The 24,073-nt window shown below is 48.6% G+C and carries 18 protein-coding genes and 1 tRNA gene; 6 read left to right on the forward strand and 13 right to left on the reverse strand.

Annotated features, from left to right (window positions below; genetic code table 11):
- The first annotated feature begins 14 nt into the window (after positions 1–14).
- Positions 15–1,442, forward strand: a complete 1,428-nt coding sequence (locus KTH90_RS19215) for an amidohydrolase (RefSeq protein ID WP_158353270.1) — start codon at positions 15–17, stop codon at positions 1,440–1,442.
- A 206-nt stretch (positions 1,443–1,648) separates the two neighbouring features.
- Positions 1,649–2,221 (forward strand): HD domain-containing protein, encoded by a 573-nt coding sequence (locus KTH90_RS19220; protein WP_158353272.1) that lies wholly within the window; start codon positions 1,649–1,651, stop codon positions 2,219–2,221.
- 37 nt (positions 2,222–2,258) lie between these two features.
- On the opposite strand, the gene KTH90_RS19225 is transcribed toward KTH90_RS19220, so the two are convergent.
- Entirely contained in the window at positions 2,259–2,714 is a 456-nt protein-coding gene (locus tag KTH90_RS19225; protein ID WP_158353273.1) for a hypothetical protein, read from the reverse strand.
- Between the two features lie 349 nt (positions 2,715–3,063).
- Positions 3,064–3,906, reverse strand: coding sequence for a tyrosine-type recombinase/integrase (locus KTH90_RS19230; protein WP_158353275.1), 843 nt, complete (start codon positions 3,904–3,906; stop codon positions 3,064–3,066).
- Between the two features lie 234 nt (positions 3,907–4,140).
- On the opposite strand from KTH90_RS19230, the gene KTH90_RS19235 reads away from it, so the two are divergent.
- Positions 4,141–5,997, forward strand: a complete 1,857-nt coding sequence (locus tag KTH90_RS19235; RefSeq protein WP_158353278.1) for a Na/Pi cotransporter family protein — start codon at positions 4,141–4,143, stop codon at positions 5,995–5,997.
- 45 nt (positions 5,998–6,042) lie between these two features.
- Here KTH90_RS19235 and KTH90_RS19240 read toward each other — a convergent pair whose 3' ends face one another.
- From KTH90_RS19240 to KTH90_RS19260, 5 genes are all read right to left on the reverse strand, one after another.
- The gene (locus tag KTH90_RS19240; protein ID WP_238727277.1) at positions 6,043–7,032 is read right to left on the reverse strand and encodes an MBL fold metallo-hydrolase; all 990 of its coding nucleotides are present in this window, start codon (positions 7,030–7,032) and stop codon (positions 6,043–6,045) included.
- A 481-nt stretch (positions 7,033–7,513) separates the two neighbouring features.
- Positions 7,514–7,587, reverse strand: a tRNA-Arg gene (locus KTH90_RS19245).
- Between the two features lie 95 nt (positions 7,588–7,682).
- Entirely contained in the window at positions 7,683–8,558 is an 876-nt protein-coding gene (locus KTH90_RS19250; RefSeq protein WP_158353282.1) for a heparan-alpha-glucosaminide N-acetyltransferase, read from the reverse strand.
- A 95-nt stretch (positions 8,559–8,653) separates the two neighbouring features.
- Entirely contained in the window at positions 8,654–9,718 is a 1,065-nt protein-coding gene (locus KTH90_RS19255; RefSeq protein ID WP_158353284.1) for a GHKL domain-containing protein, read from the reverse strand.
- Entirely contained in the window at positions 9,718–10,482 is a 765-nt protein-coding gene (locus KTH90_RS19260) for a LytR/AlgR family response regulator transcription factor (protein WP_238727278.1), read from the reverse strand. Before KTH90_RS19260 ends, KTH90_RS19255 begins: the two co-directional genes overlap by 1 nt.
- A gap of 260 nt (positions 10,483–10,742) precedes the next feature.
- Between KTH90_RS19260 and KTH90_RS19265 the strand changes: the two genes are divergently transcribed.
- Positions 10,743–11,198, forward strand: coding sequence for an 8-oxo-dGTP diphosphatase (locus KTH90_RS19265; RefSeq protein WP_158353288.1), 456 nt, complete (start codon positions 10,743–10,745; stop codon positions 11,196–11,198).
- Between the two features lie 165 nt (positions 11,199–11,363).
- Positions 11,364–12,515, forward strand: a complete 1,152-nt coding sequence (locus KTH90_RS19270) for a DUF4317 domain-containing protein (RefSeq protein ID WP_158353290.1) — start codon at positions 11,364–11,366, stop codon at positions 12,513–12,515.
- Positions 12,516–12,643: 128 nt separating this feature from the next.
- Here KTH90_RS19270 and KTH90_RS19275 read toward each other — a convergent pair whose 3' ends face one another.
- From KTH90_RS19275 to KTH90_RS19300, 6 genes are all read right to left on the reverse strand, one after another.
- Positions 12,644–13,963, reverse strand: a complete 1,320-nt coding sequence (locus KTH90_RS19275) for a D-serine ammonia-lyase (protein ID WP_158353292.1) — start codon at positions 13,961–13,963, stop codon at positions 12,644–12,646.
- Complete coding sequence (locus KTH90_RS19280) at positions 13,953–15,455, reverse strand: response regulator (RefSeq protein WP_158353294.1); 1,503 nt, start codon at positions 15,453–15,455, stop codon at positions 13,953–13,955. The genes KTH90_RS19275 and KTH90_RS19280 overlap by 11 nt, the downstream gene beginning before the upstream one ends.
- Entirely contained in the window at positions 15,430–17,244 is a 1,815-nt protein-coding gene (locus KTH90_RS19285; protein WP_158353296.1) for a sensor histidine kinase, read from the reverse strand. The genes KTH90_RS19280 and KTH90_RS19285 overlap by 26 nt, the downstream gene beginning before the upstream one ends.
- 37 nt (positions 17,245–17,281) lie before the next feature.
- Entirely contained in the window at positions 17,282–18,106 is an 825-nt protein-coding gene (locus KTH90_RS19290; RefSeq protein WP_158353298.1) for a carbohydrate ABC transporter permease, read from the reverse strand.
- On the reverse strand, positions 18,103–18,966 hold the full coding sequence (locus KTH90_RS19295; RefSeq protein WP_158353300.1) for a carbohydrate ABC transporter permease: 864 nt from the start codon (positions 18,964–18,966) through the stop codon (positions 18,103–18,105). The genes KTH90_RS19290 and KTH90_RS19295 overlap by 4 nt, the downstream gene beginning before the upstream one ends.
- 113 nt (positions 18,967–19,079) lie before the next feature.
- Positions 19,080–20,465, reverse strand: coding sequence for an ABC transporter substrate-binding protein (locus KTH90_RS19300; protein WP_238727279.1), 1,386 nt, complete (start codon positions 20,463–20,465; stop codon positions 19,080–19,082).
- A 305-nt stretch (positions 20,466–20,770) separates the two neighbouring features.
- Here KTH90_RS19300 and KTH90_RS19305 point away from each other — a divergent pair, with 305 nt between their 5' ends.
- Positions 20,771–23,962 (forward strand): glycosyl hydrolase, encoded by a 3,192-nt coding sequence (locus tag KTH90_RS19305; RefSeq protein ID WP_158353302.1) that lies wholly within the window; start codon positions 20,771–20,773, stop codon positions 23,960–23,962.
- Positions 23,963–24,073 lie beyond the last annotated feature (111 nt).

Raw genomic sequence — 24,073 nt, forward strand, 5'->3', positions numbered from 1 at the left:
CAGGAGGAATCTCGATGGACAGAATCTTATTAAAAAACGCGTCGGCAGTCGTGACCTGCGACCCGGCGGATCATGTGTACTATGACTGCGATATCCTGATCGAAGGGCCGAAGATCCTTTGCATAGGTAAAAATCTGGACGCAAAGAAACAGGATACCCCGGGGAATCGCAGTCGTGCCGCGGACACGCAGATTATAAATGCCAGGGGGAAATTCGTATATCCCGGACTGATTAATACTCATCACCATTTTTTTCAGACTTTTGTCAGGAACCTGACGGCGATCGATTATCCCAACCTGATGGTGATGGACTGGATTGAAAAGATATATCAGATATTCCAGATCATAGATTCCGAAGTCATCTACTACTCCACCCTGACTGCCTTCGCGGATCTGATCAAGCACGGCTGTACCTGCGCCTTTGACCACCAGTACTGTTACACGAAAAAGACGGGCAAAGAGCCGGTGGACAGGCAGATGGAAGCCGCCGAACTGCTGGGCATCCGCTATCACGCCGGCAGGGGCGCCAACACCCTCTCCATGTCCGGAGGCAGCTCCATCCCCGATAACATGCTGGAAACCACAGAGGAATTCTTAGTGGACTGTGACCGGCTGATCGGCAAATATCACGATCCCCGTCCGTACTCCATGAGGCAGATCGTCATGGCCCCCTGCCAGCCTCTCAACTGCCGCCCGGAAACCTTCCGGGAAACCGTCCGCATGGCCCGGGATAAGAAGGTGCGTATGCACACCCACCTGGGCGAGGGTGAAAATGAAGGGATGCTGGCCCGTTACGGCAAGCGGACCATGGACTGGTGCCAGGAGCTGGGCTTCATCGGACCGGATGTGTGGTACGCCCATGACTGGGAAGTGCTGCCGGAAGAATACCAGGTGCTGGCCGGGACCGGTACGGGGATATCCCACTGCCCGGCGCCCGCTGTGTTGGGAGGATTCCCCATCCTGAACCTGAAGGAATTGGATCAGGCCGGGGTGCTGGTAAGCCTGGGCTGCGACGGTTCGGCTACCAACGACAGCTCCAATCTGCTGGACTCCCTGCGCATGGCCTATCTGATGCAGGCCTATCATGCTAAGAAGCGAAATGGCTGTGTATCCGCTTATGATATGTTAAAAATAGCTACGGTGAACGGAGCAAAGACGCTGGGGCGCACCGATCTGGGAAGTTTGGAGCCGGAAAAGGGAGCGGATCTGTTTTTGGTTGACACGGAGAACCTGGAGCTTACAGGCGCCCTGCACGACCCGAAGAATCTCCTGGCCCGGGTGGGCCAGACCGGCTCTGTATGGATGACCATGATAAATGGGAAAGTCGTCTATAAAGACGGGGTTCTAAGCGGCGTTGACGAGAAGCGCCTGGCCGCTGAAGGGGAGGCCGTCTGCAGCAGAGTCATCCGTTTTTCCAGCAGTGCCTTTCCACATTTTCAATAAAATTATATTCAATAGCACGATCGTCTTTGCTGAACAAGTAAGGATCGGGAACCGGGAAGAGGTGAATCAGCTTTTTGCTTCTTCCTTTTTTCCGAATATGTAGCGATAGAAATTTACAGTATACAGTCCCCACTGATTGTACAACGAACGTCTTACTGGTATAATTCAAGGAAAGGCAGAGCCAAAAAATGAAAAGGACAAAAAACATGGAAAACATAGAAAAGATCCTGCGATTTATAGAGGAAGCGGAAGGGCTGAAATCGGTTACCCGTTATGCCTGGACGAAGGATGGACGCCGGGAGAGCACTGCGGAACATAGCTGGCGTATGACTCTTTTTACCGCACTGGCTGCGGCAGAGGACCCTTCCATCGACTGGAAAAAAGCCGTCTTGATGAGTCTGATTCACGATATGGGGGAATTATACGACGGAGATATCTCCGCCGCCACAAAACCGGATGAATCAGTAAAATATACCCAGGAGCTTCGGGCGATCGAAAATTTGGCCTCTCTGCTGCCGGCGGATCAGGGAATGATGTTCCGGAACCTGTGGATGGAATATACAGACGGCAGTACGAAAGAAGCCCGACTGGTCAAAGCTCTTGATAAAGCCGAGACGATTCTGCAGCACAGCCAGGGACAGAATCCGGCTGACTTTGATTATGCATTTAATCTGAAATACGGTAAGGAATATTTTGACAGTGGCTCGGGACTTACACGGCTTCGCGAACTATTGGATGAAAAAACGCAGAACCGTTCTGCAGAATTCTCAAAAGAATAAATACTGCAACCTTTCCATAGAGCTCCCTACTTCTACTTTAATATTTTTCTAAATATTGATGCAGTAATCTCATGAGTTCCATTCCGCTGCGGAAATAGACTTTACGCCCCTTTACCCGTATCTCCCCCTGCATACTGGCATGCTGACGGTAATATACCCTTATTTCAACCCCTGTTTTCGTCGCATTATATTTCCCATCCCCTTCTGAATTCAGATCTTTTTGCGGGGTCCAGGCAGACAAATCCAGGAAGTACGGGCTGCTGTTTTTTAAATGCCTGTGGTCGACACTGGACTGGGGATAATTCACGGAATCCATAACGTCATCCATAATCAGCAGCAGTTGATCCAGTCCACAAAAATCAAATTCCTGTTTGTAATACCAGCTATAGAGCTTACCGCTGGCGACCTTGTCCTGGTATGATTGAAACTGCACATACATTGTGCGCGTACACTCCGGGACACATCTCTCATAATATGTAAGGGCTTCTTCCATAATACACACCTCCATGAAATCTAAATAGGTTTCCAGTCACACTGGAGTTTCATAAAGAGACAGAAGATTTATTCTGTCTTGTTTACAAAGAATACCGCAAATGAAACTCTGATTTTCTATTATTCCGTCTTCTTATTTCCGACAAAAAGGTGCATAAAATAGACCGGAGGATGCCCGGTCTATTTCACGCACCTTTTTCTACTTTTTGTTCACTTTGCAGACATGTTATGCAACTAAAATTTGTTGTAAAAGATAAGAATTTATAGTAAAATTAATAAGAATTATGTATTCGGCAATCTCGATCTGAAATTAGCCAAGACAGAATAAATCTTCTGTCTTGTTTACTTTTTCAACAAATCAAATGAAGCCTGTCTAACGCCTGCATATGCTCTTCACCGGAGGACAATAGATAGATACGGGTAGTTTCTACGCTGGAGTGTCCCATCAAATCTGCCAATTTAGCAATATCTTTTTGAGAATCATAAAAAATTCGTGCAAATAAATGGCGTAAATTATGTGGAAAGACTTTCCCCGGATCCACTCCGGCTGCACAGCAAAGATGTTTCATCTGTGCCCATATCTCTTTGCGGTCCAACGGACGTCCGTGTCTGGTCAGAAACAACTCTCCTGAGTCGATTTTTTGGTCCCTCGCATATTTTAGTAATTTATAACAGAGCTTTTCCGGGAGCAGGATGGTCCGTGTTTTTCCTTTTAATATAATCACGGCTTTTCTGCACCGGGCAGCTTCCACCGTAATATAGCGGACTTCGGAAGCCCGGATGCCGGTCGAAGCCAGGGTCTGCAGAAGAAGGGAAAGCCTGCTGTTCTGCTTGCGGTCAGCTGTAGAAACCAGCCGTTCATATTCACAGCGTGTCAGTTCTTTTTCTTTCGACGCAAAAGTCCGCCGCTGAAGCCGAAGAGGCTTCACAATACAATCTTCCCAGCTCATAAAACGGAAAAAACCATTGAGGGCAGCTAACGAAGTGTTGACACCGGCAGGCGCAAATTTACGTGTCAATTCATTTTTATAGTCAATCACGCCGTCTTTATCCAGCTGTTTTTTCTCTGGCAGCCAGTGATAGAATCTTGTCAGTGCCCGTTCATATTTTTCAATGGTCGCAGCACTGCGCTCCTGACAGTGTAAATCTTCCAGGTACCTTGTAAGATCCAGCAAATCCATACCATGCATCATAATTCATACCTCCTTTGTAATCATTAGCATGACCTTTTTGCAGTAGATCATACATAATCTTCATGTTATGCCCTGAGCCTTTTTTTATCATACCTCGATGCTTATCGCTCAAACACCATATCATTTTCAAAATTCATGATAAAAGAATTATAAACCATAAATTGACATGAACTTCAAAATGAATTAACATAAAATTAAACAAATTTTTACATAAGGAAAGGTCGGTTTTCGACAATGGATATCGTATCAGTCATTACGTTGCTGGGAGGTCTCGCATTTTTTCTGTTTGGCATGTCCCTTCTGGGAGATTCTCTAAAAAAAGTAGCCGGTAGCCGGCTGGAGGTATTTCTTGGAAAACTGACCTCCACCCACATTCGGGGGATTCTGCTTGGGACCTTTGTGACGGCCGTAATTCAGAGTTCCTCCGCCACCACCGTTATGGTCGTGGGTTTTGTAAACTCCGGTGTTATGAAACTGTCCCAGGCGATCGGCATCATCATGGGCGCAAATATAGGGACCACGGCCACCGGCTGGATCTTAAGCCTGACCGAGCTGCAGGACGGCGGCACAGCGGCGCAGTTGTTTTCCGTGTCCACCATTTTTGCCCTTATCGCGCTGATCGGTATCATTCTCTACATGACAGCCCACAGTACGAAGAAGAAAAACGTGGGCGTTATCCTGCTGGCATTCTCCATATTAATGTACGGCATGCAGATTATGAGCAGCGCTGTGGAACCTCTGAAGGACAGCGCCGAATTCATACGTGTGCTGACCGTTTTCTCCAACCCCTTCATCGGAATTCTGGCCGGAACCCTGTTCACCGCCGTTATCCAGAGTTCTTCTGCTTCCGTAGGTATCCTTCAAGCCCTGGCCGTCACCGGCAGTATATCGTACGATATGGCGGTCCCGCTGATCCTGGGCATGAGTATCGGTGCCTGCGCACCGGTTTTGATATCCAGTATCGGCGCAAACAAAAACGGCCGGCGGGCCGCATTTATCTATTTATATTATAACCTATTCGGTTCTCTGGCCTTTATGGTGGTCTATTATGCCGGTACGCGGCTGCTTGGCCTATCCTTTACCTCCATGGCCGCCACCGCCGTAGGGATCGCCATCGTCAATACGGTCGCCAAACTGTTTGCGACCATTGTGCTGCTTCCCTTCATGGGCCAGCTGGAGAAGCTGGTTTATCTCACCTTCAAATCCTCACCCGAGGATGAGGAGTATGAAGAAAACCTCTTGGACGAACGCTTCCTGAATTATCCTCCCTTGGCCATTGAACAGTGTAATCACACCATCAATAAAATGGCTTGGGCCGCTAAGAAAAATATACTGCAGGCAATTGACCTGCTGTCTGATTACCGTCCCGAATCCGCGGAAAAAATCGTTAACCGGGAAAACGTGGTGGACAAGTATGAGGACAAGCTGGGTACCTACCTGGTTAAGTTAAGCGGTAAGGAGCTGTCCCACAGTGAAGCCCGCCAGTCCTCCAAATGCCTCCACAGCATCACCGATCTGGAGAGGATCTCCGATCATGCCGTGAATGTGATGGAACTGGCCGCAGAACTCCACGAAAAGAAACTGACATTTTCTGCGGCAGCGGACACAGAACTGAGTATCTGTATCGCCGCCGTCAGGGAGATTCTGGATATCGCCTTTGGTGCTTTCACATCAGACGATTTGGACATGGCACACCGGGTGGAACCGCTGAAGCAGATCATCGGTGAAATGGCAGGCGCGATGAAATCAAGCCACATCGAACGCGTCCAGGCAGGCAAATGTACTTTGGAACTGGGATTCGTGTTCAACGATCTGCTCAATAATTTTGAGCGGGTGGCCGATCACTGTTCCAATGTAGCCCTGAGTGTCATCGAGATGAATGACCTCTCTTTTGAATCCCATGGCTATTTCCGCTCCTTAAAATCCTCTCAGGCGGAGAACTACGCGGAGCTTGTGGAGGAGTACAAGAAGAAATACTACATCCGGCTGCCTTTTCAAGAGGAAATACCAGGTCCAGAGAAAGCGGTTAACGGTTCTGCCGGTTTTGACTCTGATTATGAAAAAACAGCATTACACGCTCCAGGTGCCTGACGTGTCCTTGATGCCATCAGGCTGTTGCAGCAGCCGAACCAACAGTTACTGCCAGCAATAGTATCTCACAAACTCTCCTGACACATCCCGGACGATCCGCTGTGCATCCACCAGGTAATAGAGGTGGGCCAGCGTTTCCGCCATGGCGAACCAGCGCTGATTGTATGGGAACATCTCCCATGACAATCCCCGAAGGGACCAGTGTATCAGCCCTGCTGTCTCGTAGGCGGTAATGCCTGGGTGATCGATTACCGTCTGCTGGATCTCGTCCAGCCGGCACCTGTGGTGTTCCAGAAGCTGGTCGATTCTTTGATAGAAATCCTCACCGGCCTCTCTGTGAGCCGGAAAGGACGCGCGGACCGGTATTTTCCGAACCATTTTAAGGCTTTCCAGATAATCGGCGAGGGAATGGGGCACGGAAGGCCAAATGCTGATATTCGGCGTTATGTCAAACAGGATATGGTCCCCGGTAAACAAGAGCTGCTGCTTTGGCAGGTAGAGAACGGTATGTCCGGGCGTATGGCCCGGAGTACAGATCGTCTGCACCTTCAGATCTCCCATCGGCAGATCATCCCCGTCTTCGATCACGTTTACAGGGAATCCGGGCCTGGGTATTTCCAGCCTCCCTTTACTCTCCCCGATGTGACGCATCTGCAGCCCCCCTGGAAAACCCTCCTGCGTAAAAGTTACGTTCATTCCGCCTACAATATTCTCAGCGTTTATCTTCTTAGAATACTCATATTCTCTTTTTCCCATATAGACAGGAACACCGCGCTCCACAAAATCCCACACCAGCCCAATGTGGTCCGCATGGAAATGTGTCAAAAATAACGCCGTACTGGATAAATCCAGATTCAGTTCCGAAATCCCCGCCCACAGAGCCTCATGGCACTCCGGATTGTTAAATCCTGTATCTATCACCAGCGACCGCCCCGGGGTCTGCAGCACATAGATATTCAGATTTTTAAGGGGATTCCTCGGAAGTTCAATTCGAATTCTATAAATTTTCGGGTCTTTCCAAACAAGATCTACCATAGCAAGCGCTCCTTTTTTCCGGCTGTCCTGCCGTCTTTTTTCGCAACGCCCCATCACGGCACTGCTCTTCGAACCATATCCGGGCTTTTCTGATTTCATCAGTATTACCAGGTCTAATGTTATTATATACCAGATTGCCTCCTAAGCACAAAGCCTTTTATAAATAAGCAAAAAATCACTATTAACAAGTCGGATTATGAAAGCTTTAAACTGAAACTCACTGACACTCAAGGAAACATTGGTACAGCCGCAAAATACCCGGTCTCTGGAAGAACCTTTCCGGCTCTTTAAAAACCTAACCTATGGTATTACTCCTGGACAATTCTATAAGTTAATTGAAAAAGAGGAAAAACTTTCAGAACGTTGATTGTATTAACAGAAATAGTATTACCTACAGACATAAGAAGAAAATATATCCATTAGATTAAAATAGTACAAATATAAAAGCCCTTACAAACCTGTCGTTTGCAAGAGCTTGATACGTGCGTGAGAGGGTTCGAACCCCCGACCTTCTGGTCCGTAGCCAGACGCTCTATCCAGCTGAGCTACACGCACACGAATTTCCTTTAAATGAAAACCCGTAACAGTAGATATTATACAACATTCTCAAGTTTTGTCAATAGATAAAGAAATAATTTTCCATAATTCTTCTAAACTATTTTTTTAAATATTAAAAAGATAACAGCTAAGATCAGCATACTCACCGGCTGATGCAGCAGATAGATTGGAAGGCTCTGCCTTCCAAACCAATCCGCCCCCGGTATATGTAAGCGGAACACTTCGTCATATTTCTTACTTTTTAGGGTTTCCCATAGAAAATATCCGGTACAGAATAAAAAAAACCAGGGAAATACCGGAAAATAATCGCTGGACGAAAAGCCTTCAAATGGGAATCCCAGAAAAGTAAAAATCTTTATCCTGTAAATCTGTTTTGGGATCTCCAGAATTCTCCACGCTCCCAGTCCCAGATAACCACTTTCGATCTGCCTGGTAAGCCAGAACAGCCCGAAGGACACCAGTATCCCCACATACGGGCTCATACGGCGCAGCAGACGCTTTACCGGGATCATCAGCCACACTGCACATCCCATAAAGTTCAGAATACCAAACCAGACCGTTTCCGTGGGAACAGCTACGGCCGTTACCAGTGTAATAAGGATACCGCAGCCGTTCAGCAACAACCCTCTTTTCCAATTGCTCCGGCCGTACTGCCAGACCGCCCCGGCCACCAGGATGAATGTCCAGCAGATCTCCTGCTGCCATAGCCTGATATACCATTGTCCATACCAATGCCGGTTGTAACCATATATGATATAAATATCATACAGAAAATGAAAAATCACCATTTGTATCACAGCGATTCCCCGGATCCCGTCCAACGTTTTATATCTGTTGTCCCTGCGGTTCCCACTGTCCCGGCGATTCCCACTGTCCCGGCGGTTTCTGCTGTCTCGGCAGTTTTTGTTGTCTTTCTTATATTTTATGACACGATTGCATCTGCCCTTAACGGCTGTATATTCCCTCATTCCCTACCCCTCCTGCCACTGTCTTTGTCACTATACTAGCAGACAGGTTCTTTGGGGTAGCATACATGGAAAAACAAGTACTGTTAAGGGAAAAATCAATCCATATATAACAGGATATCCACTTGGAATCTTTCTTCATTATAATAAGTGCGGCACTCTCCAGAGTATTTTTCCGTGATTCTCTTCACATTTTCCAGGCCGATTCCGTGATTGCACGAGTCCGGTTTACGGGTAATGAAAGTCCCTCGCTCCTCCCCCACGACACCTTCATAGGTATTCGCAACCGTAATCACCAGAAAGCCACGGTCCATTTTTATCCGCACCTCCAACTTTTTGTCCGCGGTGTTTCTTAGTGCGGCCATGGCATTTTCCAACAGGTTGCTTAGGATTACATTGATATCAAAGGCCGGGAAGGGCAGTGTCTCCGGGATCTGTATATCCTTTTCCACAGCTGCACCCATCTGTTTCGCATCTCTCAGATAATAATTCAGGATACTGTCGATCATCTCATTTCCCGAGGCCGCATACTCTTCTTTATTCTCCATAAATTCCCGCATCTGCTCCACGTAAGCCAGCGCTCCGTCCTGGTCTTTGGCCCGGATCAGATCTTCCAGCATACGCAGATGGTGCTTCATATCGTGTCTCAGGCCCTTTACCTGATTCTGGGTTTCATGAATCAGCGCGAACTCACTGGAATACATCGCCAGCTGCCGCTTTAGCATCTCAACATTTCTCCTGCGTCTCATCCGCTCGATATTCTCGATTCCCAGTTCAGCCAGGAGGAAAATCACCAGGGACCAAACATCACAGCGCAGACGCTGCTGCTGTGTTACCGGATACTGGACCAGAATTACATAGCCCATAATCTGCCTGATCAGAAGCCGTACTGCCTCCTCTAAAACTACGACGCCTAATTTGCGTCCCAGGCGTTCCTTATAAGTCAGGGCCGCGCCGGGCAGCAGCAGCATCCAGAGGATCCAGTCTACATCTGTGGGCATTACGATGCTTAAATAAGTGCTGGCCAGCAGACATAACAGATAAAAGATACATTCCCGTCTTTTCCCCGCTTTGGACCGGTCAAGAAAGATTCCCAGGAACCTGATCACGATGAATACTCGAAATATATTGATCAGAAAAATGTAAAAATTCAAATAGTCCATCAGATCTTCCTTTCCGCATATCCCGCCAGCAGCTTCTGCCGTATCTCATTCCGGTACCTCTGGCTGATCGGAAGCTGATCCTCATTGACCATCATCACGGTATCATACCGGTACTCCTTTACGCAGTTGGAATTTATGATAAATGATTTATGTATGGTCCAGAAGCCTTTTTTGCACATCTGCTCTTCCACATCCCGCATTCTGCCGTAAAACTCCCTGGTTTCGCCGAACTGTACCACACGGATTTTCTTCCCGTCACATTGAAAATAAAGAATGTCCTGATATAGTACTTTGCACAGCGACCTCCCGCTGATAAAAGAATAAAAATCCCGCTGTCCCCGGGTCAGTTTCAGATACTGCCCGATCTTATTCCCGATTTTTTCCACCGACAGCGGTTTGATCAGGAAATCCATAGGCCGGACCGCGAACAGGCACATGGCATAGCTCTGCCATGAGGAAATATATACGATCTGCGTTTTTTCATTTCCCAGCTCCTCCCGGATCATTCTGCCGATATCCACTCCGCTTAACCGCGTCAGCTGGATATCCAGGAAGATCAGATCGAAACTGCTCTCCTCCTTCATATAGCGGTATAAGGCTTCCCCGGTATAAAACACCTCAGTTTGTATTTTCAAAGCATATGTTATTGCAAAGCTTCGCACCGCTTCCTCAATCTCAGAGCAAGTACCGGGCTCATCATCGCAGACCGCAATTTTTAGGATAGCGGTCTCATCCCCGCTTCCAAATATTTTTTTCTGTTCCAACCTCACACTCAACTTTCTCGCTAATTCAGCCTGTTATTTGCTATTTACCAGTAGTTTAACACATTGGTCTCCTTCTTACAAACAGGCTTTATCCGATGGCTGCCTGCATTGTAATCCAGACATTTTTCTGATACAATAGGCAGGCGAAGAAATGGTCTTTTTCGAGCAAAAATGCTGTATCAAAACCCGGCGGACGCCTTCTGCAGTATCCACGAGAGTGCGGCAAGCCGCAAAAACAGAAAGAAATCAGGTGATACCCTATGGATCGAAGTGAAAAAACGATAATTACCAACATGTGTATGATATATGACGATGCCGGCTATGTACTGGTGCAGGATAGGAAAGACCCCGGCTGGAAAGGCATCGCCTTCCCGGGCGGACACGTGGAAGCCGCAGAATCCTTTACGGATGCGGTGATCCGGGAGGTGTATGAGGAAACCGGCCTTCGTATTTCCCAGCCGTATCTATGCGGAATCAAACAGTGGCCCTATGACGGCGACACCCGGTATGTGATCCTCCTCTATAAAACCAACCGTTTTACCGGTGATCTGACATCCTCCCCGGAGGGAGAGGTCTACTGGACGAAGCTCTCCGAACTGCCTGCACTGAATCTGGCCAAGGGCATGGCAAAAACACTGCGGGTCTTTCTGGAGGAAGATCTGTCTGAGCATTATTGGCAGGTAAAAGATGGGGTCTGGCTGGACTCCTTAAGATAAATTCCGATATCCCGCACAGATTATTTCCTGAATATAATTTTCTTCATTTCCTGCAAAGGATAACTTCGTTCATTGTAAAAATATTTTCTCTATGCTAAGATAATTGGGTGCCCCCCTGATACAAGGGCATACAGATCTGAACAGAAAGAAGGCCGATACATAACTATGATAAAAAAAGAAGTACTGGAAATCCGCAAGCAGTACACCCCGCAGAACTGCACCATCTCCCGGATCTGCGGCTGTTACGTGGACGCGGAAAAAGAAAAGAAACTGGAACTAAAAGAAGCTTTCCTCTCCCTTCCGGAAGAGGAAATGTTCAAATACTTTGATATATTCAAACAGACCCTGTCCGGTACCATCGGAAAAAACCTCATCAATATGGATTTTCCCCTGGAACAGGAAATGCCGGGAGGCACGCAGGAATTCCTGTTAAAACTTCGGGACAGCAAGCTTCAGGACGATATGCTTCTGGAAGAATTCTACGACAAAGTCATAGAAAACTATTTCTACGGGGAAAACTATCTGATTCTGCTGATCCATGCGGCTTACGATATCCCCGGAAAATCCACCGACGGCTCTGAGATGTTCGACGCCTCCGACGAAGTCTTTGAATATCTGCTGTGCAGTATCTGCCCGGTGAATTTATCAAAGCCCGGCCTCTGCTATAACGCGGAAAAGAACAGTATCGAGGATCGGATCCGGGATTGGATCGTCGAACATCCGGTAAAAGGTTTCCTGTTCCCTGTTTTCAATGACCGAAGCACAGATCTTCACAGTGTCCTATACTATTCCAAAAATGCCGAGGAACTTCAGCCCGACTTTATCGATCAGATGCTGGGATGTTCGCTGCCCCTGACCGCGGAAGGCCAGAAGGAGACGTTTAATACCATTATTTCGGATACGCTTGGTGAGGAATGCGATTATGAGGTGATCCGCACCATTCATGATAATTTAAATGAGATGATCGAAGACTTCAAAGAAGCCCCGGAACCTCTCTCCCTGACGAAAACAGATGTCAAGCATCTGCTGGAACAAAGCGGTGTACCGGAAGAGAAGCTGGAAACCTTTGAGACGGACTACGACGCAGTTGCGGGTGAAAAGACGGCGCTGCTGGCTTCGAATATCGCCAGCGTCCGAAAATTTAACATCCAGACCCCGGATGTGGTAATCAATGTGAATCCGGAACGCACAGACCTGATTGAAACACGGGTGATCGACGGACGGCAGTGTCTGGTCATCGTGGTGGACGATCATATCGAGGTGAATGGTGTGAACGCCAGAACGCTGAGAATGCCTGCGCTGGGGGATGATGAGTAGGTCTGTTGATGCAAGAAGGGGGGAACTGCTTGGTGGGGCTTTTTTGAAGGCTCTTCTTTGCTGTTTTACGGCCCGCTTTCGGGGCTTTCGGGGACATGTCCATTTTGATTTTGGTATTTTGATATATTTTATTCCAATAATTGCTTTCTGATCTCATCCGGGACGAATCTGCCCCCGGTAGCCCAGATCATATGGGTACTGCCTTCCATGGAGCACCCCATTTTTTTCATATATTCTCTACCCTCCTCCTCTGCGAACAACCGCACAGGTCCCCATATCGCACTGCCTGCGGAGGGTTCCATAAAGATTCCTTCCGTCTCATAACACATTCGGATGGCCGGGCAGAGCTTCTCATCATCCACAGTGAGTACCCCGCTGATAAAATGCTCCATAGTCTTCCCCACAAAACCGGAGGCCCGCCCGACAGCCAGACCATCCGCCTGTGTCTTTCCCGTAAGTCCCAGATCCTGCACGCTGATCTGGCTGTGCAGACCGGTCAAAAGCCCCGCCAGCATGCAGGGTGCCTGCGTGGGTTCCACAAAAAAGCAATGCACCTGATCCCCGAAGATCTGTTTCAAACCGAAGGTGATCCCGCCCGGGGCCCCGCCGATTCCACAGGGAAGATACACAAAGAGCGGATGCTCCCTATCGACCTGAATCTTCGCTTCATGAAGCTGTTCCTGGATCTCAAGCGCTGCGGTGGCATACCCCATAAACAGAGACCGGCTGTTTTCATCATCCACAAAATAGCTGCGGGAATCCCGCTTTGACTGTTCCCGTCCTTTCCTTACAGCCTCAGCATAATCCCCTTCGTATTCCACCACTACCACGCCGTGGCCGCGCAGCAGCTCCTTTTTCCACTCCTTCGCATCCGCCGACATATGTACCACGGTCCGGTATCCGAACACCGCGCTGATGATACCGATACTGATTCCCAGATTTCCGGTGGACCCCACCTGGATTGTGTGGTCATGAAATACTTCCCTGCTCTTATTCTCCGCGAGCTTCAGATAAGAATCGCCTGGCTTCAGAATTCCATACCTCTCAGCCAGCTCTTCCGTATATTTACAGATTTCGAAGATTCCGCCTCTGGCCTTTACGGAACCTGCGATCGGCAGATCAGAGTCCCTCTTGATCAGCAGCTCCCCCTTTATCTTTATCCCCGCTTCTTTTTCCAGACGCTTCTTCAGACACTCTGTGAGGGTCAGCGGCGATTCTATTCTCCCGCATCTGTCTGCCGTCTCCGGGAAATAATATCGGATAAGCGGGGCAAAACGCTCCCAGAGCTTCTGTGCTTCCAGTATATCCTTTCTATCATAGGCACATGTTTTTTGCGCCTTCACATAGGGCTCATACTGTGGATTCTGCCAGAATAATTCTCTGGCCTTGGATACCTCCTTTAGAATTGTCTGCTGCTTTAACGGCAGCTTGCTATAATTAAGCTTCATATCCCTTCGATTCTCTCCTCTCCATATAATCTGTGGGGCTCACCCCCGTAATGGACCGGAAAATCCGGCTGAAATAAAACGGATCTTTAAATCCGGTCAATACAGCGATATCTTTTATATACAGCCTCTGCGGCCGCCCCATCAGGTCTTTTGCTTTCTGAATCCTCGCCGCGGTCAGGTAATTAATAAAGGAATCTCCGGAGTACTTTCGAAAAATTTTACTCAGGGAGGTCTGGGATATCCCGAATTCCTCACAGACACTTTGCAGTGTCAGCGGTTCCGTCAGATGTCCCTGTACATACTTCTTGATTCGTTCAAAAAATTCCGCTGTGTCCACCTTGTACCCGGTACTGTCCTGGCTGGACAGTTTCTGCGAGAGAATAGCTTCCACCCCATCCCGAATATCATCCATCGAAGCCGCATAGAAGAAAATATCTTCCAGTATGAATTCCAGGCTCTCTTCCCTTTCTTCCAGATGCCAGAATTTCTTCAACCCATATATCATTCTGTGGACCATCTGTTCCACCCAGATCTGAGTCTTTTTCTGCCGCTCCCACTCGATCAGGCTCTGATTGATCTCTTCTTTCAGATGTATCAGGTCTTTTTCTTTCGCCCAGTGGAAGATATTCTGCAGCCGCTCCTCCACGCAGGTGTTACCGTCCGGCTCCTTTTCCCACTGAATCTGTTCCAGGACCAGTTTCTGGTCATAACCGATGATCAGGCGGGAGTACAGCGCACGGTAGAGCTGCTTCATCTTTTTCGGAAATTCCCGGGGGCTGCACGGTTCCCTGGAGAGGATGGCCGTAACATACTCTCCGGCCGCCTTTTCCCCTATCATATGCAGAAGCCGTTTTTCAAAGGACGCGATGTCGTAATCATTGCTATTCATAAAGCAGAGCATCTCCATCTCATCCCGGCCGTACAAGAAGATCCCATTTCCCTCATAGGAAAAGTTTTCCCATCCTTCCGTCATGGCGAAACGTTTTGGCAGGCCATTTTTCCGGACTACTCCACTGTAATAAATATCTTCGTCGAAATATCTTCGGATCTCATTTTCATCTGGCTGCTCCCCCTTTTGCATCCTGCGGATCAGCTTTAATTTTTTATCATAATCATTTTTTTCAATCTTTATCCTCATCTGGTCCATCGCATTTTGCAGTTCTTTAGGGGCCACGGGTTTTAAGACATAATCACATACCCCCTCCTTCATAGCGCCCTTCAGATATTCAAAATCCTGGTATCCGCTAACAATAATGAAAAGCATATCCGGATATCTTTTTTTAGCCTGCTGCACCATCTCAAGTCCCGACATCACAGGCATTTTCATATCCGCGATAACCAGATCCGGACGTCCCTCCTCCATTTTTTCCAGCCCCTCCAGACCGTTGGCAGCGGTCTCCACGTTTTGAAATCCCGGACATTTCTTCTGAATAATCGTACAGATATATTCGAGGGCGGAAGGTTCGTCATCCACGACCAGTACCCGATACATACGCTTCACCCACCTTTTCTTTCATATATACCGGACCTCCGATCAGTATGGTGGTCCCTGTCTCACCGGAGTGGATATGGAAAATCATATCCTCTCTATAGAAATAAAAAAGTCTCATATAGATACTGACCAGCCCCATTCCTCCCAGCTGCATACCTATGTTGCTGCTTCTGTTCTGTAGGATCACCCGGGTCTCTTCCATCTCCTTTTCCAGTTTTTTCAGTTCCTCCCCGGAAAATCCTTCTCCGTTGTCGGCTACCTGCATAAACCACTTACCATGCTCCTCCCATCCCCGTATCTCAATGTACATCACCTCCGAGGAATGAGCATAACCGTGTACAATCGCATTTTCCACCAGCGGCTGAAGGATGACCTTCGGCATCGTCTGACTCCTGATCCCTTCCTCCACCTCAATTTTATATTCCAGCAGATATTCGTATCTGCATTTTAACAGGAAGAAATACTTTTCCAGACACTGAATCTCGTCCCGTACCAGTGCGTACCGGTTCTTCGTATTGGTTGAATACCTCAGAATCGCCGCCAGGCTGCTGCACATCTCGCAGATCTGATCGTCATCGTTTTGCAGCCCCCGGTTGGAGATCACGTTCAGGACATTGTACAGGAAATGGGGGTTCACCTGGGCCTGGAACAGATCAAACTGAGCCTGGATCTGCAGGCCCGCCATCCGTTGTTCTTCCAAAACCGCCTGTTTTAAACGCTTCATCATATTCTGATAAGCATTTTCAAACGCCTCCAGTTCATCATTGCTCTTGGAGATGGAGACCTGCTCCTCCATGGATTCAATTCGGGTATTTTCCATCATGGTTTTTAATTTTCGTACCGGCTTCATCAGATATCTTGTGATGATGACCACATACCCCATGGACAACAGGAAAAATCCCAGCGCAATCGCAAACGTCGTCCGGATCGTGTAGCTGTTCTGCTCAGCGATTACATCCTGACTCTCCACAATCATCATCCGGACACCGGTCGCATCGGAGACATGCATGCTGATGATCTCCTTTTCCCCATTTTGTGGATTTTGATATTCCCCGCTTCCCGCCCGGATACCCTTAGACAGCTCCTGATAATACGCGCTCTTTTGTTCCCCGGTATCCGTATAGAGAATTTCGCCGTTTTCTTTCAGCGCGACGATATGGATCTGATCATTGGGCGTCCGGAAGATCTCATCCCAGTCCGTAATCAGCTGCTGTACCTCTATGTAACCCATGTTTTTTCCCTGTATCTCTTTTACCACGGACATCACCTGCGGCCGGGTCTTAAGGCCCCAGACGTCTGGATGGCTTCCGAACAGAACAAACCTTCCCTTAGTCCCTTTTATTTGATCAATCCAGGGAAGTTGTGCCGTGGCCACCCCGGTGTTGATCTGCCGTTCCCCATAACTGGCGCTGGAAATAATATCATTGTTGGCATTAAACACAATGACACGGTAAAAATTATTGATTATATAATCTGTATTCAACTTTTCCCGGATGGTATCATATGCTTCCTTCCGATAGGTCTGCCACTTATCGCCCTTATCCATCGTCATGGTCCGAAGTGCTTCCAAAACACTGGGATCGGAGAGAATATAACTGCAGACCATTTCCATCGTTTTCAGATTTTCATCCATCTGGTTCAAATACTGCGCCCCGAGCACTTCCATGTTCCGATACTCGGTCTTAAGCGTCTGCCCGCTGCTGTATCTGTAGTACCAGCCTCCCATCACAAACGTTGTCAGCAGTACAAGCACTACATAAAAACAGATCAGTTTCGATTGAAATCGCATTTTCGTCTCCCTCCGATCAGACGAAACGGCAGACCTTTTATCCCTTGATTGCCCCAGCTACCATTCCATCTACGATTTGCCTGTTAAATATAATAAACAAAATCACCATGGGAATCGTAATAATTATAACATCCGCAAACAGTAAATTATAGGAACTGGAATACTTTCCCATAAAATTATACAATGTCAGCTGGATGGTGGCGTTGGCATTTCCGGGCAGGAAGTAGAGCGGATTGGTAAAATCGTTGAATACACTGACCGCATTCAAAATAATCACCGTGGCGTTCACCGGCTTTAACAGCGGAAATATAATCCGGAAAAACATCTGTATGCGATTACATCCATCGATATATCCCACCTCTTCCAGCTCTTTGGGTATCGCGCTCATATAACTTCTGTACAGGGTGATCGTAAAGGGCGTCAGCAGAGCGGTCTCCACCAGAATCATCCCCAGCAGAGTCTTATAGATATGTAATCCCTGCAGCACCCAGATCGTGGGCATAATCGCAGGCGGTACCATAAGCCCGGTCATAATCAGGACATTGATGACTCCCACCGCCCTGTCTTTTCTTCTCTGCAGTACATAGCCCGCCATGGAGCACAGGATGACCAGCAAAACCACGGAAAAGAAGGTCAGAATCACACTGTTTTTAAATGCGGTCAGCACAATTCCATTGCTGGTTTTGAGCACTTCCACATAATTATCCATCCGAATGTTATCCGGCCAGGTGATCCGCAGCAGATTTGCCTCCCGTCTTTCTTTTAAAGAGTTCACAAACATGAATAGGAAAGGGATCACAAACACGCAGAACACTACCGCCAGCCCAATCAGATCCCCCAGCGTCAATTTTTTCTTTTTCATGCCATCTCCTCCTCTCTCTTGAGAAGAAATCTCTGCAGCGGAAATACAATGAGCGCAATCATCACAAACATAATCACGTTACCCGCGGTGGACAATCCATAGTAGCCTGCAGCATACTGCTTATACACGACGGAGGCCATCACATCCGTGGCAAAGCCGGGGCCGCCTCCTGTCATCGCCCAGATCAGATCAAAGCAGCGCATACCGCTTAAAAAGGAGAGCAAAATGATGGAATTGCGGGATGGTCTGACAAGAGGCATGGTAATATGCCGCAGACATTGCAGTTTGGTCGCCCCGTCCATTTTCGCCGCCTCATAATAATTTTTGTCGATAGCCTGGATTCCGGCGATATAAATGACCGTGGCGACGCCCACACCTCTCCAGATCTCTACCCCGATCACCGAGAACAGCGCGATGTGGACATTGCCAAGCCAGTTTACACCGGAAAGGCCGACCGCCTGCAGCACCAGATTAAAAAGCCCCTTCGTCGGATGCATCAGCGCACAGAACGTAATGCCTATGGCTATGGTACTGATCAGATTCGGGAAAAAGATGAGTGACCGGAGCAGATTCTGAGTCCGTCTCCCCCCGGTGAGAAAAGCCGCGATCAAAAATGCGATGATCACTTTCCCCGCGCAGGACAGAACCGCGTACAGCAGACTGTTGATAATTCCTCTGTTCAGGGAATCCTCCTGCAAAAACATTTTGAAATTATCCAGGCCCACAAAGATAAATTCCTTAAAGTTCCAGACAGTAAGGCTGAAGAAAAACGACAGAACCATCGGCAGAAGAAAAAACAAGGTAAAGACAGTGAGGGCCGGTATGACAAATCCAAGCGGATATATTTTCTTTTTTTTCATTCCCATTACTCCTTATATGTAAATGGTTTTTCAATAATAAAATTCCGGAGATGATGCTTCCCGCACATCTCCGGAATCATACTTACCAGAAACCCAAATCCTGACAGCGGAAGTTATTTCCAGTCCAATCCCATCTGTACCGCAGCCTTCAGACAATCATCATCATATTTTTGGGCGGCTTTCTTTGCTGTCGTCTGCCCTGATATCAATTCCTGGCAGATGGCCGGAAGATCCGCACCCTTAACAGATGTCTGGAATTCCATGGCCGTTCCCCACTTTCCCGCTTCTATATAGCTTTGTTCCTGTTTTACCATATCATACACGTTATCGGGCAGTTCATAACCCTTTTCACAGAAAGGCCCGTCCGGCAATAAGGCGGAGCAATAGGCATCCAGCGCTTCCGGTGTAATGTAGAATTCAAAGAACTGCTTAATCGCCTCGATGTTTTCAGAATTTTTATTTCCATAGAAGGATTCCGGAATCCACACCGTGATACCGTTGTTATCCGCGGAATCTCCAGGTACCGCGAAAGCTCCGATCTTGTTGGCGGCTTCCTCGCCGTACAGTTCATAGATGTTCTGGATCGCGTAGCTTAAGATCGGCCAATGGGCGCCCTCTGCGTTAGCCAGCTTATCGCAGGCGTCATCATAAGTCGTGGCCAGGAAATCTTCATTATAGTAAGGGATGGTTTCCTCCAGCTTTTCAAAGCTTCGAAGGGCTGCCGGTGTGTCAGCGTACTTCGCCGAGCCTTTCTGGAATTCCTGGGCAAATGCCGGATCCTGTGCGTTAACATTATAGAAATCCCCCAGCTGTATTACCTGTCCCGTCCACGGGGTCGCCAGAGAACCGATCAGCGCTGTTTCCCCGCCTTTTTTGATCGTCTCGCAGTTCGCCATGAATTCATCCCACGTCTTCGGGACGGAAAGCTTATATTTATCATAGATATCTTTGTTATACAGGATTACCCCGCAGTTCATGGAGGCGGACGGAATTCCGTATACCTTATCTTTTACTGTGACCGATTGCAGATAATTGTCATCCAGATTTCCCATCCATGCCTCATCTGTCAGATCAATAAAATATTCTTCCGGGTTCAGCGCGGCAAAGGTAGCCCCTGAATTATACACACAGATGTCGGCCATCTCTCCGGACGCCAGTCTTGTCTTCACAATATTATCCCCGTCGCTGCCGCCGACTCTGGTCTCGATCTCCACATGAATTCCCATCTTTTTTTCCGCCAGATCACACACGGCTTGGATTCCTCCCAGGGCATTATCGGCATTGATCAGCATGGTCAGATCTGCCCCTTCGGACTTTCCGGAATCCGTATCTTCCTCCCCGGCGTCAGGCTGTACAGACCCGGATGTCTCCGCGGCCGGCTCCACGTTGTCTTTTCCCCCAGTCGTGTTATCCTGTGCTTTACTTCCACAACCGGCGGCCGCCACAAGACTTGCCATCACAAATGCCATTACAATACACAAACCTTTTCTTCTCAACATACTACCTCCTTCTCCGCTACCCGAGGCCGATAGCCTCTTTATCTGTTACGATTTCAATATATCATTTCTACATTTACCTATACATGGATTATCCAGCGCGCTGTCATGCATAATCGAGGTTATTTTTTTATTTTACCCGTTTTGTTTTGTATTTTCCATCCCGGTGTGTCGGATTCTTTATGTACTTTTTTCCGGTATCTGCTTAACGTTTAAGGGTAGGAAACTCAGAAGCGGTATCGGCATAAAAGGAAGGGGACTTCCTTCTCGCTATACTATAAACCTATACCGTAAATAGGAGGATTAATATGAAAGAAAATGCAGACTCTTACGAATTATGGAATCGGTTTTGTGTTCCCCCTTCCGATGCCCGGACTGCCCCGTTCTGGATCTGGAACAGTTCTATGGAAGAATCGGAAATAACAGAATCTCTGGACGAGTTAAAGTCCCACGGCTTCGGTGGGGTATTTATCCATCCCAGACCCGGACTGTATGTCCCCTATCTTTCCCCGGAGTGGTATCAAAAATGTGATTTCGCCCTCAGGGAGGCCAGGAAGCGGGGACTTAAAGTGTATCTGTATGATGAGAATTCCTACCCCTCCGGTTTCGGCGGCGGACATGTCAGCGCAGAATTGCCGGACTGCCTGGCAACCTCTGTCCGGTTTGAACTAAAAACCGGGCAGGAGCTCGCAGCCGACGACGCCGGGCTGACCAAATGGTTTGCGGAAGATTCCACTGTGAAGGTATTCTCCTGTTATGAGACCGGGGAGACTCTGACCCTGACACGAGATATCACCGAGTGTCCCAGGACTCTTTGGACTACATATGGTGATCTGTTTTGTGTGCTCAGTTTCGTGGAGGCCAAACCGGAAAAGTGGCTGGGGGGATTTGCCAATGTAGATCTGCTTCGTCCGGAGGCAGCGCAGACGTTTCTTCAGAAAATCTATCAGCCCTACTTTGAACATTTCGGGGAGTATTTTGGAAGTGATATTCCGGCGATCTTCTCCGACGAACCGTCAATCACCGGCAGTAACCTCTACGGTACCGGCGCCGGACAGTCACTGCCGTTCAGCTACTGGTTCGCCTATGAGTTCCAGAGGGAGAACGGTTACGATCTGACCGCTTGCCTGCCTGCCCTCTTCTGCGATGTGGAGGCACCCTGGTTTCCCCACGACTGCAAAAAGATCCGCTATGACTACTACCTCACCTCGCAAAAGCTGTGGACCGATCATTTTTTAATCCCGGTCTCCACCTGGTGCCATAACCATGGGATCGCCTGGACCGGGCATTTTATTGAGGATGACTGGCCCCGGGCCGGATCACAGGTGGTGGATCCCTCAACTATGGCCAATTATGAATTTATGGATTGGCCGGCGGTGGATCTCCTCATGAATTTCCGTTTCCTGACAGATCCGACCGACACGCTCTCCTTGATTCTGTGGGAAGTCAAAAGTGCTGCCAATCAATTCGGAAAGGAAAAAGTCCTCTGTGAATCCTTTGGAGCCGGCGGCTGGGACTCGACGCTGGAAGATTTTAAGCGGATCGGGGACTGGCTGCTGGTCAATGGGATTAATTTTCTAACTCCTCATTATACCGCGGTTTCCCTGCTGGGCTGCCGAAAAAGGGATCACCCGCTCTCCTTTGACTGGAGGGAGCCATGGTGGGATGACTTTACCGAACTGAATGACTACTTTGGCAGGCTCTCGAGCCTCTTTCAACAGGGCGTCAACCGCTGCCGGATTCTGGTAATCCATCCCACGATGACCGGATATCTTCGCCTGCAGGACCGCGAGCCCGTCAACCTACAGTATGGGATCCTGCCTTCCTCTCCTGATATGCGCGGCTATTTGGACTTTTTACAGAAACTTCGTTTTGAACAGTGGGACTTTGATCTGGGGGATGAGATTCTCTTAAGACGTCACGGCAGCTGTCAGGATGGTAAGCTCTGTGTGGGCCAGCGGGCATACGATCTGGTTATCCTTCCCGCGGAGGCGGAAACGCTTTGCTCCTCAACATGCAGCCTTCTGTCAGACTATCTGGCCCAGGGAGGAGTCCTGCTCACTACCGGTACCCCCGGGATGCGTGTGGACGGGGCGCTCTGTCCGGATGCCTGGGAGTTTCTAAAAGCCTCCAGCGGATGCCAGACAATGGCCTCCTACGATGAACTCTTATCTCTCCTCCCCTCCTATCTGCCCCCCCGCATAACCGCGGATATTCCCTGGGCAGCCGGTGTCGAACATATGGAAAAAGAGTTAAACCCTACACAAACCCTGTATTTCATTGTCAATCACAGTCTGGATGTATTCCGGACGAAGCTGACGGTTGCCGGATCCCACGTCGAAATCTGGGATCCGTGGACCTTGCGAAAGACAGTACCCGCCTGCGTGAGAGATGGTTCCCATATTACATTTACGCTGCGCTTAAACAACCAGGAATCCCTGCTTTTTATGGTAAGTAAGGATCCCGCATGCCAGAGTATTAAAACCTCCTTGGATTATCCCGTCCGACACCAGGGGAACGTCCAGGACAACGATTTTCACCCGCTGCGTCCGAGCCGCATTGTCCCGGAAACCGACAATTATTTTCTGCTGGACTACACAACTATGCGGCTGGATGGACACAACCACCCGGATCTGTCCTGTGCCGCCGCCACAAAAATCCTGTACCGGAAGCGGGGATACTCCAAGAATCCCTGGGATAACGAGATTCAATTCAACTCCCGGACGAATTCCCGGAATCACTACGACGCACAGAGCGGCTTTTGCCTGGAATACCGGTTCGACGTCAGATCTATTCCTCTGCGTGCTGAACTGCTCGCAGAGCAGGGGGAGGCTTATGAACTGCAGGTCAACGGGCATTCTGTGCGTTGGGAAGCATCCCCGGGCCACGAGGCATCCCCGGGTCTTGATCATGATCTGACCGCGGCAATGATCCGGGATCACCTGGTTTTGGGGTCCAACTTCATATGTCTTCAAAACGATCAGTTCCACAACCGGCTGGAAATCGAGAGTCTTTTTTTAAAGGGATCTTTTGGGGTATACCCGGGCGAGACTCACTGGCATATGGACCATCAGCCAGATCTTACCCTGGGGGCGCTGTCCACACAGGGATATCCCTTTTATCCGGGTACGGTGCGCTATGAATTTGAATACAGATGGGACGCTGTCCACCGGGTTCTGATACGGCTTCCCCACTGTGAATGCAGCGCGATGCGTCTGTTTGTCAACAACATTCCGTACGAATTGGCTTATGTCAACGGCCAGAATCAATTTGACATAACTTCCGCCCTTCACCCGGGCAGCAATCTTCTGTGCGTCAGGCTTTGCGCCAGCTTAAAAAATCTCCTGGGACCTCACTTCGCTCCCGATATTCCCAGGCGAACCGCATGGCCGAATATGTGGCGGCATACCCCCGCCCACACACCGCCCCACCCACTAGACTATGATCTGATTCCCTATGGGCTCACCGATCCGCCTTCCATAGCCGAACTTCCGCTATAGTCAAGCAAAGTGTCAAAATCAATCGATTGGAAAACCGTGGCCATCTCCATACATATATTCGGTATCCCTCTCGCATCGAAATTCGCCCACCGGGCAACAGGCATGATTGAG

The sequence above is a fragment of the Diplocloster modestus genome (assembly GCF_019042245.1).
Taxonomy (GTDB): Bacteria; Bacillota; Clostridia; order Lachnospirales; family Lachnospiraceae; genus Diplocloster; species Diplocloster modestus.